The 16,090-nt window shown below is 70.1% G+C and carries 14 protein-coding genes and 1 pseudogene; all 15 read left to right on the top strand.

From position 1 onward, the window contains the following. Nucleotides 1-156 precede the first annotated feature (156 nt). The 15 genes and pseudogenes from pgsA (at nt 157) to ACIBAG_RS36645 (ending at nt 16,042) form a co-directional block, all read left to right on the top strand. Nucleotides 157-917, top strand: a pseudogene (pgsA, locus tag ACIBAG_RS36715) (phosphatidylinositol phosphate synthase). Then, nucleotides 914-1,822, top strand: a complete 909-nt coding sequence (locus ACIBAG_RS36710; RefSeq protein ID WP_399111327.1) for a phosphatidylinositol mannoside acyltransferase — start codon at nt 914-916, stop codon at nt 1,820-1,822. The pseudogene pgsA and the gene ACIBAG_RS36710 overlap by 4 nt, the downstream one beginning before the upstream one ends. Beyond that, nucleotides 1,819-3,000 carry a glycosyltransferase family 4 protein gene (locus ACIBAG_RS36705; RefSeq protein ID WP_399111325.1) on the top strand — a complete coding sequence of 394 codons (1,182 nt, stop codon included), beginning with the start codon at nt 1,819-1,821 and terminating at the stop codon, nt 2,998-3,000. Before ACIBAG_RS36710 ends, ACIBAG_RS36705 begins: the two co-directional genes overlap by 4 nt. 182 nt (nt 3,001-3,182) lie before the next feature. Beyond that, nucleotides 3,183-3,725 carry a hypothetical protein gene (locus ACIBAG_RS36700; protein ID WP_399111323.1) on the top strand — a complete coding sequence of 181 codons (543 nt, stop codon included), beginning with the start codon at nt 3,183-3,185 and terminating at the stop codon, nt 3,723-3,725. Nucleotides 3,726-3,851: 126 nt separating this feature from the next. Continuing rightward, nucleotides 3,852-4,757 (top strand): pyridoxal 5'-phosphate synthase lyase subunit PdxS, encoded by a 906-nt coding sequence (gene pdxS / locus ACIBAG_RS36695; RefSeq protein ID WP_062154397.1) that lies wholly within the window; start codon nt 3,852-3,854, stop codon nt 4,755-4,757. A 49-nt stretch (nt 4,758-4,806) separates the two neighbouring features. Further along, nucleotides 4,807-5,412, top strand: a complete 606-nt coding sequence (pdxT, locus tag ACIBAG_RS36690) for a pyridoxal 5'-phosphate synthase glutaminase subunit PdxT (protein WP_399111321.1) — start codon at nt 4,807-4,809, stop codon at nt 5,410-5,412. A 48-nt stretch (nt 5,413-5,460) separates the two neighbouring features. Beyond that, complete coding sequence (locus ACIBAG_RS36685) at nt 5,461-6,213, top strand: YebC/PmpR family DNA-binding transcriptional regulator (protein WP_188286953.1); 753 nt, start codon at nt 5,461-5,463, stop codon at nt 6,211-6,213. A 169-nt stretch (nt 6,214-6,382) separates the two neighbouring features. Beyond that, nucleotides 6,383-6,940, top strand: coding sequence for a crossover junction endodeoxyribonuclease RuvC (gene ruvC / locus ACIBAG_RS36680; RefSeq protein ID WP_399111318.1), 558 nt, complete (start codon nt 6,383-6,385; stop codon nt 6,938-6,940). Then, on the top strand, nt 6,937-7,542 hold the full coding sequence (ruvA, locus tag ACIBAG_RS36675) for a Holliday junction branch migration protein RuvA (protein ID WP_399111316.1): 606 nt from the start codon (nt 6,937-6,939) through the stop codon (nt 7,540-7,542). The genes ruvC and ruvA overlap by 4 nt, the downstream gene beginning before the upstream one ends. 60 nt (nt 7,543-7,602) lie before the next feature. Further along, nucleotides 7,603-8,673 (top strand): Holliday junction branch migration DNA helicase RuvB, encoded by a 1,071-nt coding sequence (ruvB, locus tag ACIBAG_RS36670; RefSeq protein WP_399111314.1) that lies wholly within the window; start codon nt 7,603-7,605, stop codon nt 8,671-8,673. 176 nt (nt 8,674-8,849) lie between these two features. Further along, nucleotides 8,850-9,347 carry a preprotein translocase subunit YajC gene (gene yajC / locus ACIBAG_RS36665; protein ID WP_399111312.1) on the top strand — a complete coding sequence of 166 codons (498 nt, stop codon included), beginning with the start codon at nt 8,850-8,852 and terminating at the stop codon, nt 9,345-9,347. A 133-nt stretch (nt 9,348-9,480) separates the two neighbouring features. Beyond that, on the top strand, nt 9,481-11,229 hold the full coding sequence (gene secD, locus ACIBAG_RS36660) for a protein translocase subunit SecD (protein ID WP_399111310.1): 1,749 nt from the start codon (nt 9,481-9,483) through the stop codon (nt 11,227-11,229). Between the two features lies 1 nt (nt 11,230). Beyond that, a complete protein-coding gene (gene secF, locus ACIBAG_RS36655; RefSeq protein ID WP_399111308.1) occupies nt 11,231-12,355 on the top strand; it encodes a protein translocase subunit SecF in 1,125 nt (374 codons plus the stop codon). Next, complete coding sequence (locus ACIBAG_RS36650) at nt 12,352-12,891, top strand: adenine phosphoribosyltransferase (protein ID WP_399111306.1); 540 nt, start codon at nt 12,352-12,354, stop codon at nt 12,889-12,891. Before secF ends, ACIBAG_RS36650 begins: the two co-directional genes overlap by 4 nt. Before the next feature lie 616 nt (nt 12,892-13,507). Beyond that, entirely contained in the window at nt 13,508-16,042 is a 2,535-nt protein-coding gene (locus ACIBAG_RS36645; RefSeq protein WP_399111304.1) for a RelA/SpoT family protein, read from the top strand. Nucleotides 16,043-16,090: the final 48 nt, after the last annotated feature.

The following is a 16,090-nucleotide window of genomic DNA, read 5'->3' as shown; positions in this document are numbered from 1 at the left end:
GGCGGCTCCGGTGACGCCCGCGGTTCTTCGAGCTTTCCACTCCCGTCACGGTGCGTCCATACGGCGGACGTGATCGCGCCGTCCGACCGTGGTGAACCGGGCCGCCCCACCCGTGGACGAGTGCCCGGCGGTCGCGCTCACGCGCGCGTGGCTACGATGGGCCAGCCGGTGGCCAGCAGGGGCCGCACGGCGCCACACCGACCCTCGGGAAGGCCATGCTGAACAAGTACGCGCGTGCTTTCTTCACGCGTGTTCTCACGCCGTTCGCCGCGTTTCTGATCCGGCGGGGGGTCAGCCCCGACACGGTCACGCTCATCGGCACTGCCGGTGTGGTCGCGGGCGCGCTGGTCTTCTACCCCATGGGCGAGTTCTTCTGGGGCACGGTCGTGATCACGCTCTTCGTGTTCTCCGACCTCGTCGACGGCAACATGGCCCGCCAGCTCGGCCGCTCCAGCCGCTGGGGCGCCTTCCTGGACTCCACGCTCGACCGGGTCGCCGACGGCGCGATCTTCGGCGGGTTCATCCTCTGGTACGCCGGTGGGGGCGACGACCTCGTCCTGTGCGCCGTCTCGATCTTCTGCCTCGCCAGCGGCCAGGTGGTGTCGTACACCAAGGCCCGTGGCGAATCGATCGGCCTGCCGGTCGCGGTCAACGGCCTCGTCGAGCGCGCAGAGCGCCTGGTGATCTCGTTGGTCGCGGCCGGTTTGTCGGGCCTGCACAAGTTCGGGGTACCCGGTATCCAGTACCTGCTGCCCGTCGCCCTGTGGATCGTCGCGGTCGGTAGCCTGGTGACGCTGATCCAGCGCGTCGTCACGGTCCGCCGCGAGTCGGCGGAGGCGGAGGCAGCGGCCGCCCAGGAGAAGCCGCAGAACGCCTCTCAGCAGAACGCCTCTCATGGGAGCGAGGCAGCGAAGTGAGTGCCCAGGAGCGCCTCACGGACGCGCTGTACGGCCTCGGCTGGGGCACCGTCAAGAAGCTTCCCGAACCGGTCGCCGTACGGCTCGGCCGTACCATCGCCGACCTCGCCTGGAAGCAGCGCGGCAAGGGCGTCCAGCGGCTGGAGAGCAACTACGCGCGCGTGGTGCCCGACGCGAGCCCGGAGCGTCTCGCCGAGCTCTCGCGCGCGGGCATGCGCTCGTACCTGCGCTACTGGATGGAGTCCTTCCGGCTCCCCGCCTGGAGCGCCGAGCGCGTCAAGGGCGGCTTCGACCCGAAGGACGTCCACTACCTGACCGACGGCCTGGCCGCGGGCAACGGCGTCATACTCGCCCTGCCGCACCTGGCCAACTGGGACCTCGCGGGCGCCTGGGTCACCACCAAGCTCGAAACGCCGTTCACGACGGTCGCCGAGCGCCTCAAGCCCGAGACGCTGTACGACCGTTTCGTCGCCTACCGTGAGGGCCTCGGCATGGAGGTCCTGCCGCACAGCGGCGGCACCGCCTTCGGCACGCTGGCCCGCAGGCTGCGCGACGGCGGCCTGGTCTGCCTGGTCGCCGACCGCGACCTGTCCGCCTCCGGCGTCGAGGTGGACTTCTTCGGTGATACGGCCCGCATGCCCGCCGGCCCGGCGCTGCTGGCCCAGCAGACCGGGGCGCTGCTGCTGCCCGTCACGCTCTGGTACGACGACTCCCCGGTGATGCAAGGCCGAGTTCATCCCCCGATCGAGGTACCGGAGACAGGTACCCGGGCCGAGAAGACGTCTGTCATGACACAGGCGCTGGCCGATGCCTTCGCCTCGGGAATCGCCGAACATCCGGAGGACTGGCACATGCTTCAGCGCCTGTGGCTCGCTGATCTGGACCCCACGAAGGGACCCTCGTGAGGATCGGCATCGTCTGCCCCTACTCCTGGGACGTCCCAGGAGGCGTCCAGTTCCACATCCGCGACCTCGCCGAGTACTTCATCCGGCTCGGCCACGAGGTGTCCGTCCTAGCCCCCGCCGACGACGACACCCCGCTGCCGCCGTACGTGGTCTCGGCGGGCCGCGCCGTCCCCGTCCCGTACAACGGCTCGGTCGCCCGGCTGAACTTCGGCTTCCTGTCGGCGGCCCGGGTACGCCGCTGGCTGCACGACGGCCGGTTCGACGTGGTGCACATCCACGAGCCGGCCTCGCCGTCGCTCGGCCTGCTGACCTGCTGGGCGGCGCAGGGCCCGATGGTCGCCACGTTCCACACCTCCAACCCCCGGTCCAAGGCGATGATCGCCGCGTACTCGATCCTCCAGGCCGCCCTGGAGAAGATCAGCGCGCGGATCGCGGTGAGCGAGTACGCCCGCCGCACGCTGGTCGAGCACCTCGGCGGCGACGCGGTGGTCATCCCCAACGGCGTCGACGTCGACTTCTTCGCCAAGGCCGAGCCCAACCCCGAGTGGCAGGGCGACACCATCGGCTTCATCGGCCGCATCGACGAGCCCCGCAAGGGCCTTCCGGTGCTGATGAAGGCTCTGCCGAAGATCCTCGCCGCCCGCCCCCAGACGCGGCTCCTGGTGGCGGGGCGGGGCGACGAGGAGGAGGCGGTCGAGACCCTGCCCGCCGAGCTGCGCTCCCGCGTGGAGTTCCTCGGCATGATCAGTGACGAGGACAAGGCGCGCCTCCTGCGCAGCATCGACCTGTACGTCGCTCCCAACACCGGCGGCGAGAGCTTCGGCATCATCCTGGTCGAGGCGATGTCGGCCGGCGCCCCCGTCCTCGCCTCGGACCTCGACGCCTTCGCCCAGGTCCTCGACCAGGGGGCGGCCGGTGAACTCTTCACCAACGAGGACGCCGACGCCCTGGCCGAGACCGCGGTGCGCCTCCTGGAGGACCCGGCGCGGAGGGCGGAGCTGCGGGAGCGCGGCAGCACGCATGTACGGCGCTTCGACTGGTCGACGGTCGGCGCGGACATCCTGTCGGTGTACGAGACGGTGACGGCGGGGGCGGCCGCGGTGGCGGCGGACGAGCGGGCGGCCGGTGATGGCGGGGCCGGCGGGCTGCGGGCGCGGCTGGGGTTGGCGCGGGACTGACGGCCACCGCGGCGTTGGTGACACCGGAGCGTCGGTGACACGGCAGCACCGGTGACACGGCTGCATCGGTGACACGGAGGCATCGGTGACACGGAGGCCCCGGGCCCCGCTGACCCGGTGGACCGTGGCACCGGCAGGGCAAGTGGTCCGCCTCACCGGGCGCCCCCGTAGGCTTTCCGCCCGTGACCGCAACCCTGATCTGGATCCTCGTAGCCCTCGTCGCCATCGGTCTCTACCTGAGCTGGACCGCCGGCCGTCTCGACCGGCTGCACGCCAGGATCGACGCGGCGCGCGCAGCGCTCGACGCGCAACTGCTGCGCCGCGCCTCCGTGGCCCAGGAACTGGCCACCTCAGGCGTACTGGATCCGGCCGCGTCGATCGTCCTGTACGAGGCCGCCCACGCCGCCCGGCAGGCCGAGGAGGAGCAGCGGGAGGTCGCCGAGAGCGAGCTGAGCCAGGCGCTGCGGGCCGTGTTCGCCGAGGCCCAGCAGGTGGAGGCGGTACGGGAGGCACCCGGGGGAGAGGCGGCGGCCCGTGAACTGACCGAGGCCGTCCGCCGGGTGCCGATGGCCCGCCGCTTCCACAACGACGCCGTACGCGCGGCCCGCGCCCTGCGCCGGCACCGCAAGGTCCGCCTGTTCCGGCTGGCCGGGCACGCGCCGTTCCCGATGGCGTTCGAGATGGACGACGAGCCGCCCGCGGCACTGGCCGACAGAGCCGCCTGACCAGCGGGTCAGGGCCCGCAGCCCGGAAAAGGATCCACCGGCTTCCTATTGGCCCTTGCTGTGGACTGGTCCACTCCCGTTTCCTCGGTGCTTGCAGTAACCCTTCTTCACCGTGTGAGGTCACCCGTGTCCATCTCCGAAAACCAGGCCCCCGAGACCGGCACCGCCCGCGTGAAGCGCGGCATGGCCGAGCAGCTCAAGGGCGGCGTGATCATGGACGTCGTCACGCCGGAGCAGGCGAAGATCGCCGAGGACGCGGGCGCCGTCGCCGTCATGGCCCTGGAGCGGGTCCCCGCCGACATCCGCAAGGACGGCGGCGTGGCCCGTATGTCCGACCCGGACATGATCGAGGGCATCATCGACGCCGTCTCCATCCCGGTCATGGCGAAGTCCCGTATCGGCCACTTCGTCGAGGCCCAGGTCCTGCAGTCCCTCGGTGTCGACTACATCGACGAGTCCGAGGTCCTCACCCCGGCCGACGAGGTCAACCACTCGGACAAGTGGGCCTTCACGACCCCCTTCGTGTGTGGCGCCACCAACCTGGGCGAGGCCCTGCGCCGTATCGCCGAGGGCGCGGCCATGATCCGCTCCAAGGGCGAGGCCGGCACCGGCAACGTCGTCGAGGCGGTGCGCCACCTGCGCCAGATCAAGAACGAGATCGCCAAGCTGCGCGGCTTCGACAACAACGAGCTGTACGCCGCCGCCAAGGAGCTGCGCGCCCCGTACGAGCTGGTCAAGGAAGTCTCCGAGCTGGGCAAGCTCCCGGTGGTGCTGTTCTCCGCCGGTGGTGTCGCCACCCCGGCCGACGCCGCGCTGATGCGCCAGCTCGGCGCCGAGGGCGTCTTCGTCGGCTCCGGCATCTTCAAGTCGGGCGACCCGGCCAAGCGCGCCGCCGCCATCGTCAAGGCGACCACCTTCTACGACGACCCGAAGATCATCGCGGACGCGTCCCGCAACCTCGGCGAGGCCATGGTCGGCATCAACTGCGACACCCTCCCCGAGGCCGAGCGCTACGCCAACCGCGGCTGGTGAGCACTCAGGTAATTCCCGGTAACCCCAGGTATCCCCAGGTAATTCACCCATGAACACTCCTGTCATAGGCGTCCTGGCCCTCCAGGGCGACGTACGGGAGCACCTCATCGCCCTGGCCGCGGCCGACGCCGTGGCCAGGCCGGTGCGGCGCCCCGAAGAGCTCGCCGAGGTCGACGGACTGGTCATCCCCGGCGGCGAGTCCACGACCATCTCCAAGCTGGCCGTCCTCTTCGGCGTGATGGAGCCGCTCCGCGCGCGCGTGCGGGCCGGCATGCCGGTCTACGGCACCTGCGCCGGCATGATCATGCTCGCCGACAAGATCCTCGACCCGCGCTCGGGCCAGGAGACGATCGGCGGCATCGACATGATCGTGCGCCGCAACGCCTTCGGACGGCAGAACGAGTCCTTCGAGGCAGCGGTCGACATCAAGGGCGTGGACGGCGATCCTGTGGAGGGCGTCTTCATCCGCGCCCCCTGGGTCGAGTCCGTCGGCGCCGAGACCGAGGTCCTCGCCGAGCACGACGGCCACATCGTCGCGGTCCGCCAGGGCAACGCGCTGGCCACGTCGTTCCATCCGGAACTGACCGGCGACCACCGTGTGCACAGCCTGTTCGTCGACATGGTGCGCGCCAACCGGACAGCGGAGTCCTTGTAGGATCTCTGGCGTTCGTTCATAGATGGGTTACGCGAAGGAGACAGGCAGATGTCCGGCCACTCTAAATGGGCCACGACGAAGCACAAGAAGGCCGTGATCGACGCCAAGCGCGGCAAGCTCTTCGCGAAGCTGATCAAGAACATCGAGGTCGCGGCGCGCATGGGCGGCGTCGACCTCGACGGCAACCCGACGCTCTATGACGCCGTCCAGAAGGCCAAGAAGCAGTCGGTTCCGAACAAGAACATCGACTCCGCGATCAAGCGCGGTGGCGGTCTCGAGGCCGGTGGCGCCGACTACGAGACGATCATGTACGAGGGCTACGGCCCGAACGGCGTCGCCGTGCTCATCGAGTGCCTCACCGACAACCGCAACCGCGCCGCCTCCGACGTCCGCGTCGCCATGACCCGCAACGGCGGCTCCATGGCGGACCCGGGCTCGGTGTCGTACATGTTCAGCCGCAAGGGCGTCGTCATCGTCCCCAAGGGCGAGCTGACCGAGGACGACGTCCTCACCGCCGTCCTGGACGCGGGTGCCGAGGAGGTCAACGACCTCGGCGAGTCCTTCGAGGTCATCAGCGAGGCCACCGACCTGGTCGCGGTCCGCACCGCCCTCCAGGAGGCCGGCATCGACTACGACTCCGCCGACTCCAGCTTCGTGCCGTCCGTCCAGGTCGAGCTGGACGAGGAGGGCGCCAAGAAGATCTTCAAGCTGATCGACGCGCTCGAGGACAGCGACGACGTGCAGAACGTCTTCGCCAACTTCGACGTCAGCGACGAGATCATGGAGAAGGTCGACGCGTAACGCTGCCGCGGCGCGGCGGAGTTCACGGTCTCAGCGGGCCGACGGGACATCCCCGTCGGCCCGTCGCTTTGCCGGGCGTTGGTGACCGGCGTTGTCGGTGACACCCGATAGCCTGCACAAACTGGGGGTACCGCCCAGCGAAGCTGGGGGAGATCGAAAGGGAGGGCGCGTGCGCGTACTGGGGGTGGACCCGGGGCTGACCCGATGCGGTGTCGGCGTGGTCGAAGGCGTCGCCGGACGCCCGCTCACCATGCTCGGCGTCGGCGTCGTCCGTACGCCCGTGGACGCCGAGTTGGGGCAGCGCCTCGTCGCGATCGAGCAGGGCATCGAGCAGTGGCTGGACGAGCACCGGCCCGAATTCGTCGCCGTGGAGCGGGTGTTCAGCCAGCACAACGTCCGTACGGTGATGGGCACCGCCCAGGCCAGCGCCGTCGCCATGCTCTGCGCCGCCCGCCGCGGCATCCCCGTCGCCCTGCACACGCCCAGCGAGGTCAAAGCCGCCGTCACCGGCAGCGGCCGCGCCGACAAAGCCCAGGTCGGCGCCATGGTCACCCGCCTGCTGCGGCTCAGCGCCCCGCCGAAACCGGCCGACGCCGCCGACGCCCTAGCGCTCGCCATCTGCCACATCTGGCGCGCCCCCGCGCAGAACCGACTCCAGCAGGCCGTCGCCCTGCACAACGCCCAAGCACCGCACAAAGCCCAAGCACCGAAAGGCCGTACGGCATGATCGCCTTCGTCAGCGGCACAGTGGCCGCACTCGCCCCGGACGCCGCGGTCGTCGAGGTGGGCGGGGTCGGCATGGCCGTCCAGTGCACGCCGAACACCCTGTCGACGCTGCGCCTGGGCCAGCCCGCCAAACTGCACACCTCGCTGGTGGTCCGCGAGGACTCTCTCACGCTGTACGGCTTCGCGGACGACGACGAGAGGCAGACGTTCGAGCTGCTGCAGACCGCGAGCGGGGTCGGGCCCCGCCTGGCCCAGGCCATGCTGGCGGTGCACTCGCCCGACGCCCTGCGCAGAGCCGTGGCGACCGGTGACGAGAAGGCGCTCACCGCCGTCCCCGGCATCGGCAAGAAGGGCGCCCAGAAGCTGCTCCTGGAGCTGAAGGACCGCCTGGGCGAGCCCATCGGCGCGCCCGCCGTCGGCGCCCCGGTCACCCAGGGCTGGCGCGACCAGCTGCACGCCGCCCTGATCGGCCTCGGCTACGCCACCCGCGAGGCCGACGAGGCGGTCGCCGCCGTGACCCCGCAGGCCGAGGCCACCGAGGGCACGCCGCAGGTGGGCCAGTTGCTGAAGGCGGCCCTGCAGACCCTCAACAGAGCCCGCTGAACCGACGGCCCCTGACGCCACCCCCGTACGCCACCCACCGCGACCCCCGAGGCACACTCCATGAACTGGGACGACACCACCGACAGCACCGCCCCCGAGCGGCTGGTGGACTCTGTCGCCGACCGTGAGGACCAGGCCGTCGAGGCCGCGCTGCGCCCGAAGGACCTGGGCGAGTTCATCGGCCAGGAGAAGGTCCGCGAACAGCTGGACCTCGTCCTGCGCGCCGCCCGCGCGCGTGGCGCCACCGCCGACCACGTGCTGCTCTCCGGCGCCCCCGGCCTCGGCAAGACCACCCTCTCGATGATCATCGCGGCCGAAATGGGCGCCCCCATCCGCATCACGTCCGGCCCCGCCATCCAGCACGCCGGCGATCTCGCCGCGATCCTCTCCTCCCTGCAGGAGGGCGAGGTCCTCTTCCTGGACGAGATCCACCGCATGTCCCGGCCCGCCGAGGAGATGCTGTACATGGCGATGGAGGACTTCCGTGTCGACGTGATCGTCGGCAAGGGCCCGGGCGCCACCGCCATCCCGCTCGAACTGCCCCCGTTCACCCTCGTCGGCGCCACCACACGCGCGGGCCTGCTTCCGCCCCCGCTGCGCGACCGCTTCGGCTTCACCGCGCACATGGAGTTCTACGAGCCCGCCGAGTTGGAACGCGTCATCCACCGCTCGGCGAACCTCCTCGACGTCGAGATCGAGGCCGACGGCGCCGCCGAGATCGCCGGCCGCTCGCGCGGCACACCCCGTATCGCCAACCGCCTGCTGCGCCGCGTCCGCGACTACGCCCAGGTCAAGGCCGACGGGATCATCACCAGGGACATCGCCGGGGCCGCCCTCGCCGTCTACGAGGTCGACGCCCGCGGCCTCGACCGGCTCGACCGCGCCGTCCTCGAGGCCCTGCTGAAGCTGTTCGGCGGTGGCCCGGTCGGTCTGTCCACGCTCGCCGTCGCGGTGGGGGAGGAGCGCGAGACCGTGGAGGAGGTCGCCGAACCCTTCCTCGTACGGGAGGGCCTGCTCGCCCGCACCCCACGGGGCCGGGTCGCCACACCCGCCGCATGGGCGCATCTCGGCCTCACGCCGCCCCGCTCGCAAGCTGCGGGAAACGGACAACAGGACCTGTTCGGGGCGTGATGGCATCGTGACGGCGAGCTCTGTGGCCGCGGGGGGAACGCCGGTGCCATGCTGAGCGTTGTTCCATGCGCGGAGACTCGCTTAGACTCCGCCGATGCCGCCTTTGTCGGCGGCACACAATCCCCCAACCATCAAGGCCGCTCACCATCGCGGTCGTGTGAAGGAAGTTCCGACCCGTGAGTCTCGTGACCCTCCTCCCGTTCATCGTGCTCATCGGGGCCATGTTCCTGATGACCCGGTCGGCCAAGAAGAAGCAGCAGCAGGCCGTCGACATGCGGAACCAGATGCAGCCCGGATCCGGTGTGCGCACCATCGGTGGCATGTACGCCACCGTCAAGGAGGTCAGCGAGGACACCGTCCTTCTTGACGCCGGCCCGGGCGTGGAGCTCCTCTTCGCCAAGAACGCGATCGGTGCCGTCCTCTCCGACGACGAGTACAACCGCATCGTGCACGGCATCGAGCACGACCTGAAGTCCGACGTCGTCCCGGACGACGCCTCCTCCCTCACCGAGGACGACGAGCCCGCCGCTGCCGCCGCCTCCGACGAGAAGCCCGTCGACTTCGGTAAGAAGGACGAAAAGGACGAGGCCGAGGAGCCGTCCGACGCCGTGGCCGCCGAGGCGAAGGCGGACGACGAGCCGAAGAAGACCGACGGCGACTCCGAGTCGAAGTAGCCATGTGCCGGGGCGCGCGGGCCACGCCTGCGCGCCCCCGGGCATGCCGATCTCGCACGGGGATCCCTACACCATGTCATGGCCGCCCGCCCGCTGATCCGGCGCGAGGTGGCCCGAGAGGGAGTACGAGAAGGTGGCAGCACCTAAGAAGGGCCGGAACGCGAGCGCCCAGAGCAAGCCGTGGCGCTCGCTGGCCCTCATCCTGATCGCCATCGCGGCGCTCACCGGAGGGATGTTCGCCTCGGGGCACACCACTCCGCGTCTTGGCATCGACCTGGCCGGCGGCACGAGCATCACGCTCCGCGCGGAAGCCGAGCCCGGCCAGGAATCCGCGATCAACCAGACCAACATGAACACCGCGGTCCAGATCATGGAGCGCCGGGTCAACGGTCTGGGCGTCTCGGAGGCAGAGGTACAGACCCAAGGCGATCGCAACATCATCGTCAACATCCCCAAGGGCACGAACTCCAAGGAAGCCCGGGACCAGGTCGGCACCACCGCCAAGCTCTACTTCCGCCCGGTCATCGCCACCGAGGTCTCCGGCGCCGCCGCGGCCACCCCCTCACCGAGCGCCTCCGGCAGCGCCTCGGGCGACTCCACCGAGAAGGCGACCGACAAGGCGACGCCCTCCGGCTCGACCAGCCCCTCGGCCACCTCCACCACGCAGGGCCGCGCCGTCACCGACGCCCTGAAGGCGGACCCCACGCCGTCCACGAGCGCCTCCTCCAGCGCCTCCCCGTCGGCGAGCGGCAGCCCCACCGGTGACGCGGGCAGCGGCAAGCTCGAAGCGCAGTACGCCGCGCTGGACTGCACGAACAAGGAGGCCCGCGCCAAGGCCGGGGACGGCGCCAAGGCCGAGGAGTCCACCGTCGCGTGCGGTCAGAACTCGTCGGGCCAGTGGCAGAAGTACATCCTCGGCCCCGCCGAGGTCGACGGCACGGACGTCGACAAGGCCGAGGCCGTCTTCCAGACGCAGACCGGCGCCGGCTGGGTCGTGACCATGAAGTTCACGGACGCGGGCAGCAAGAAGTTCGGCGCCATCACCGGCAAGCTGGCCCAGAACACCCAGCCGCAGAACCAGTTCGCCATCGTCCTGGACAACGACGTCGTCTCCGACCCGTCCGTCCGCGAGGCCCTCACCGGCGGCAGCGCCGAGATCTCCGGCAACTTCACCCAGGAGTCGGCCCAGAGCCTCGCCAACATGCTGTCGTACGGCGCCCTGCCGCTGTCCTTCAGCGAGGACAGCGTCAACACGGTGACCGCCGCACTCGGCGAGGAGCAGCTCAAGGCCGGTCTGATCGCCGGCGCCATCGGTCTCGGCCTGGTCGTGATCTACCTGCTGGTCTACTACCGCGGTCTGTCGATCATCGCGATCCTGTCGCTGCTGGTCTCCGCGGCCCTGACCTACACGATCATGTCGCTGCTCGGCCCGACCATCGGCTTCGCGCTGAACCTGCCGGCCGTCTGCGGGGCCATCGTCGCCATCGGCATCACCGCGGACTCGTTCATCGTGTACTTCGAACGCGTCCGCGACGAGGTCCGTGAGGGCCGCTCCCTGCGCCCCGCCATCGAGCGGGCCTGGCCGCGCGCCCGGCGCACCATCCTCGTCTCGGACTTCGTGTCGTTCCTCGCCGCCGCGGTGCTGTTCGTCGTCACCGTCGGCAAGGTCCAGGGCTTCGCGTTCACGCTCGGCCTGACCACCCTGCTCGACGTGGTCGTCGTGTTCCTGTTCACCAAGCCGCTGCTGACCATCCTGGGCCGCACGAAGTTCTTCGGAAACGGTCACCCCTGGTCCGGCCTCGATCCCAAGCGACTGGGTGCCAGGCCGCCGCTGCGCCGCACCCGCCGTCCCTCCGCCCCCATCGAGACGAAGGAGGCGTGAGATGTCGAAGCTCGGCAACCTCGGCGCCCGACTGCACCGTGGCGAGGTCGGCTACGACTTCGTCGGCAACCGCAAGATCTGGTACGGCCTCTCCATCCTGATCACCATCACGGCCATCGTCGGCCTGGCGGTACGCGGCCTGAACATGGGCATCGAGTTCCAGGGCGGAGCGGTCTTCAACACCCCGAAGACCAGCGTCTCGGTGTCCCAGGCGCAGGAGTACGCGGAAGAGGCGTCCGGCCACGACGCGATCGTCCAGCAGCTCGGCAAGGGCGACGACGCCAAGCTGCGCATTCAGGTCGCGGGCATCGACACCAAGCAGGCCGACAAGGTCTCGGCGGAGCTGGCCGAGAAGCTGGGCGTCGCGGAGAAGGACGTCACCGGCGAGCTGGTCGGCCCCAGCTGGGGTGAGCAGATCGCCAACAAGGCCTGGCAGGGTCTCGGGATCTTCCTGGTCCTCGTGGTGATCTATCTGGCGATCGCGTTCGAGTGGCGCATGGCGCTCGCCGCGTTCGTCGCCCTGATCCACGACATCACCATCACGGTCGGTATCTACGCCCTCGTCGGCTTCGAGGTCACGCCGGGCACCGTGATCGGTCTGCTGACGATCCTCGGTTACTCGCTCTACGACACGGTCGTCGTCTTCGACAGCCTCAAGGAGCAGACGAAGGACATCACCAAGCAGACCCGCTGGACCTACAGCGACATCGCCAACCGCTCGATCAACAGCACCCTGGTCCGCTCCATCAACACCACGGTGGTCGCGCTGCTGCCGGTGGCGGGCCTGCTGTTCATCGGTGGCGGCTTCCTCGGCGCCGGCATGCTCAACGACATCTCGCTGTCGCTGTTCGTCGGCCTCGCGGCCGGTGCGTACTCCTCGATCTTCATCGCCACGCCGCTCGTCGCCGACCTCAAGGAGCGCGAGCCGCAGATGAAGGCCCTGAAGAAGCGCGTGCTCGCCAAGCGCGCCCAGGCCGCCACCCAGGGCGAGTCCCAGGACGCCCCGGTCACCGACGAGTCGCTCGCCGACGAGCCGGAGGACGCCGCTCCCGCGGTCGTCGGCCCGCGCAACCAGCCCGCGTCCAGGGGCCGCGGTCGCGGCCGACCCTCCGGGAAGCGCCGATGACCGACATCAAGGAACTCCTGCTCAGCCGTATCCGGGACGTCGCGGACTACCCGGAGCCGGGCGTGATGTTCAAGGACATCACGCCGCTCCTGGCGGACCCGGCGGCGTTCACGGCGCTCACCGACTCGCTGGCCGAGATCGCCGGGAACACCGGCGCCACGAAGATCGTCGGCCTGGAGGCCCGGGGCTTCATCCTCGGCGCGCCGGTCGCGGTCCGCGCGGGTATCGGCTTCATCCCCGTACGCAAGGCGGGCAAGCTCCCCGGGGCGACGCTCAGCCAGGCGTACGACCTGGAGTACGGCTCCGCCGAGATCGAGGTGCACGCCGAGGACCTGACCGGCGGCGACCGTGTCCTGGTCATCGACGACGTCCTGGCGACGGGCGGCACCGCGGAGGCCTCGATCCAGCTGATCCGCCGGGCCGGCGCCGAGGTGGCCGGCCTGGCCGTCCTCATGGAACTGGGCTTCCTCGGCGGCCGGACCCGCCTGGCCCCGGCCCTGGACGGAGCCCCGCTGGAGTCGCTGCTCACCGTCTGAGCCGGTGCGCTCCGCGCCCGTCGCAGATTCCCGCGCAGGGCATTGCCCCGCAGCACCCGATGCCGCGCGCCTGTACGTCAGGTGCGCGGCATCGGCGCGTCAGGGGCAGCACGAGGACGGGCGCGCACTGTTCTCCCGGCCGCCCGCACGCGCAGGGGCATCCCACCGCAGCTCCCGCCATCGCGCCCACGCGGGCGCCCCGCCCGGTACATATGCGCCAGGCGCGCCCCGCACCAGCACTCATGCCTTGCGCGCCCCGGAGTGCCCCAGCGACCCCGGCACCACCCCCCACCACCTGGCACCTCTCCATATCGCGATCTCGCCCTCGACCCGACGGCATCCCGATGGCGCGAAACAGACGGTGCACCGCGCACGTCCGGCACATCACGCAGTCGTCAACCAGGGCCGTGAGCAGGCTCCACGACAGCCACAGCAAACACTCCCGCCACCCTCAGGCCACTGCCCCGAAGACGCCGCGGAATCCGGCGGCAGCCCCTCGTGTTCCACCGGTAGACGTCCCTCACATCGGACTGAAGGCGATCCTGGGGCGCAGGATCGCTACCATGGGGTCTCCGGAGCCTGACCGGGGGACCCGGATCGCGCACGAGGAGCCCTCTTGCCAGACGAGGCCCAGCACCTGACCGCCGCCAAGCCCGAGTCCGCCTCGGCGCCCGCGGCGAAGCCCGCGCCGAACGCGTCGCACGCGAAGAACGACCCGCGCGGGACGGTCGAGCATGCCCAGTCCGCGCCCGTCGACAAGCCGGCCGAGCAGACGCGACCCAAGCCCGCCCCGCCCGAGCGGCCCGTCAACTCGCCCGCGCCCCGTCCGAGCGCAGGTCAGCCCGCCCGCACCGGCTCCTCCAACCGCGTCCGCGCCCGCCTCGCCCGCCTCGGCGTCCAGCGCTCCAACCCGTACAACCCGGTCCTCGAGCCGTTGCTGCGCATAGTCCGCAGCAACGACCCGAAGATCGAGACGTCGACGCTCCGCCAGATCGAGAAGGCCTACCAGGTCGCCGAGCGCTGGCACCGCGGCCAGAAGCGCAAGAGCGGCGACCCGTACATCACGCACCCCCTCGCCGTCACCACGATCCTCGCCGAGCTCGGCATGGATCCGGCCACGCTGATGGCGGGCCTGCTGCACGACACCGTCGAGGACACCGAGTACGGCCTCGACCAGCTCCGCCGCGACTTCGGCGACTCCGTGGCCCTGCTCGTCGACGGCGTCACCAAGCTGGACAAGGTCAAGTTCGGCGAGGCCGCGCAGGCCGAGACCGTGCGCAAGATGGTCGTCGCCATGGCCAAGGACCCCCGCGTCCTGGTCATCAAACTCGCCGACCGCCTGCACAACATGCGCACCATGCGCTACCTCAAGCGCGAGAAGCAGGAGAAGAAGGCGCGCGAGACCCTCGAGATCTACGCGCCCCTCGCCCACCGTCTCGGCATGAACACCATCAAGTGGGAGCTGGAGGACCTCGCCTTCGCGATCCTCTACCCCAAGATGTACGACGAGATCGTACGGCTGGTGGCCGAGCGGGCACCGAAGCGTGACGAGTACCTGGCCATAGTGACCGACGAGGTCCAGCAGGACCTGCGCGCCGCCCGCATCAAGGCGACCGTCACCGGCCGGCCGAAGCACTACTACAGCGTCTACCAGAAGATGATCGTGCGAGGTCGTGACTTCGCTGAGATCTACGACCTCGTCGGCATCCGCGTCCTGGTCGACACCGTCCGCGACTGCTACGCCGCCCTCGGCACCGTGCACGCGCGATGGAACCCGGTCCCCGGCCGGTTCAAGGACTACATCGCGATGCCCAAGTTCAACATGTACCAGTCGCTGCACACGACGGTCATCGGCCCCAACGGCAAGCCGGTCGAACTCCAGATCCGCACGTTCGACATGCACCGCCGTGCCGAGTACGGCATCGCCGCGCACTGGAAGTACAAGCAGGAAGCCGTCGCCGGCGCCTCCAAGGTCCGAACCGACGTGCCCAAGGCTGGCAAGGACAAGGACGCCATCAACGACATGGCGTGGCTGCGGCAGCTCCTCGACTGGCAGAAGGAGACCGAGGACCCCAGCGAGTTCCTGGAGTCGCTGCGCTTCGACCTCTCCCGCAACGAGGTCTTCGTCTTCACCCCGAAGGGCGACGTCATAGCGCTCCCGGCGGGCGCCACCCCGGTCGACTTCGCCTACGCCGTCCACACCGAGGTCGGCCACCGCACGATAGGCGCGAGGGTCAACGGACGCCTGGTCCCGCTCGAATCCACCCTGGACAACGGCGACCTGGTCGAGGTCTTCACCTCCAAGGCGGCCGGCGCGGGCCCCTCCCGCGACTGGCTCGGCTTCGTGAAGTCGCCACGCGCCCGCAACAAGATTCGCGCGTGGTTCTCCAAGGAGCGTCGCGACGAGGCGATCGAGCAGGGCAAGGACGCGATCGTCCGCGCGATGCGCAAGCAGAACCTGCCGATCCAGCGCATCCTGACCGGCGACTCACTGGTCACGCTCGCGCACGAGATGCGGTACCCGGACATCTCCGCGCTGTACGCGGCGATCGGCGAGGGCCATGTCTCCGCCCAGAGCGTCGTACAGAAGCTCGTCCAGGCGCTCGGCGGCGAGGAGGCCGCCACCGAGGAGATCGACGAGGCGGTCCCGCCGACCCGCACCCGCGGCCGCAAGCGCCGCTCCAGCGCCGATCCGGGAGTCATCGTCAAGGGTGTCGAGGACGTCTGGGTCAAACTGGCCCGCTGCTGTACTCCGGTGCCCGGCGACCCGATCATCGGCTTCGTCACGCGCGGTAGCGGCGTATCGGTTCACCGCAGTGACTGCGTGAACGTGGAGTCACTGTCCCGCGAGCCCGAGCGCATCCTCGAAGTCGAGTGGGCGCCCACCCAGTCCTCGGTCTTCCTGGTCGCCATCCAGGTCGAGGCCCTCGACCGCTCCCGGCTGCTGTCGGACGTCACCCGCGTCCTGTCCGACCAGCACGTCAACATCCTCTCCGCGGCCGTCCAGACCTCCCGCGACCGCGTCGCCACCTCCCGCTTCACCTTCGAGATGGGCGACCCGAAGCACCTCGGGCACGTCCTGAAGGCGGTACGCGGCGTCGAGGGCGTGTACGACGTGTACCGCGTGACCTCGGCGCGCAGCCGGTCGTAGGACCCACAAGGCAGTCGCAGAACGCACAAGGCATACGACGAGAAGGGC

Source organism: Streptomyces sp. NPDC051243 (assembly GCF_044455405.1).
Lineage (GTDB): Bacteria > Actinomycetota > Actinomycetes > Streptomycetales > Streptomycetaceae > Streptomyces.
The sequence above is the reverse complement of the archived record's forward strand: the minus strand, read 5'-3'. Positions and strand labels throughout refer to the sequence as shown.

Excerpts from the sequence above, each read along its gene's own strand:
- ruvA (WP_399111316.1), top strand. The coding sequence starts at position 6,937 with ATGATCGCCTTCGTCAGCGGCACAGTGGCCGCACTCGCCCCGGACGCC.
- secF (WP_399111308.1), top strand. The coding sequence starts at position 11,231 with ATGTCGAAGCTCGGCAACCTCGGCGCCCGACTGCACCGTGGCGAGGTC.
- ruvB (WP_399111314.1), top strand. The coding sequence starts at position 7,603 with ATGAACTGGGACGACACCACCGACAGCACCGCCCCCGAGCGGCTGGTG.
- pdxT (WP_399111321.1), top strand. The coding sequence starts at position 4,807 with ATGAACACTCCTGTCATAGGCGTCCTGGCCCTCCAGGGCGACGTACGG.
- ACIBAG_RS36685 (WP_188286953.1), top strand. The coding sequence starts at position 5,461 with ATGTCCGGCCACTCTAAATGGGCCACGACGAAGCACAAGAAGGCCGTG.
- ACIBAG_RS36650 (WP_399111306.1), top strand. The coding sequence starts at position 12,352 with ATGACCGACATCAAGGAACTCCTGCTCAGCCGTATCCGGGACGTCGCG.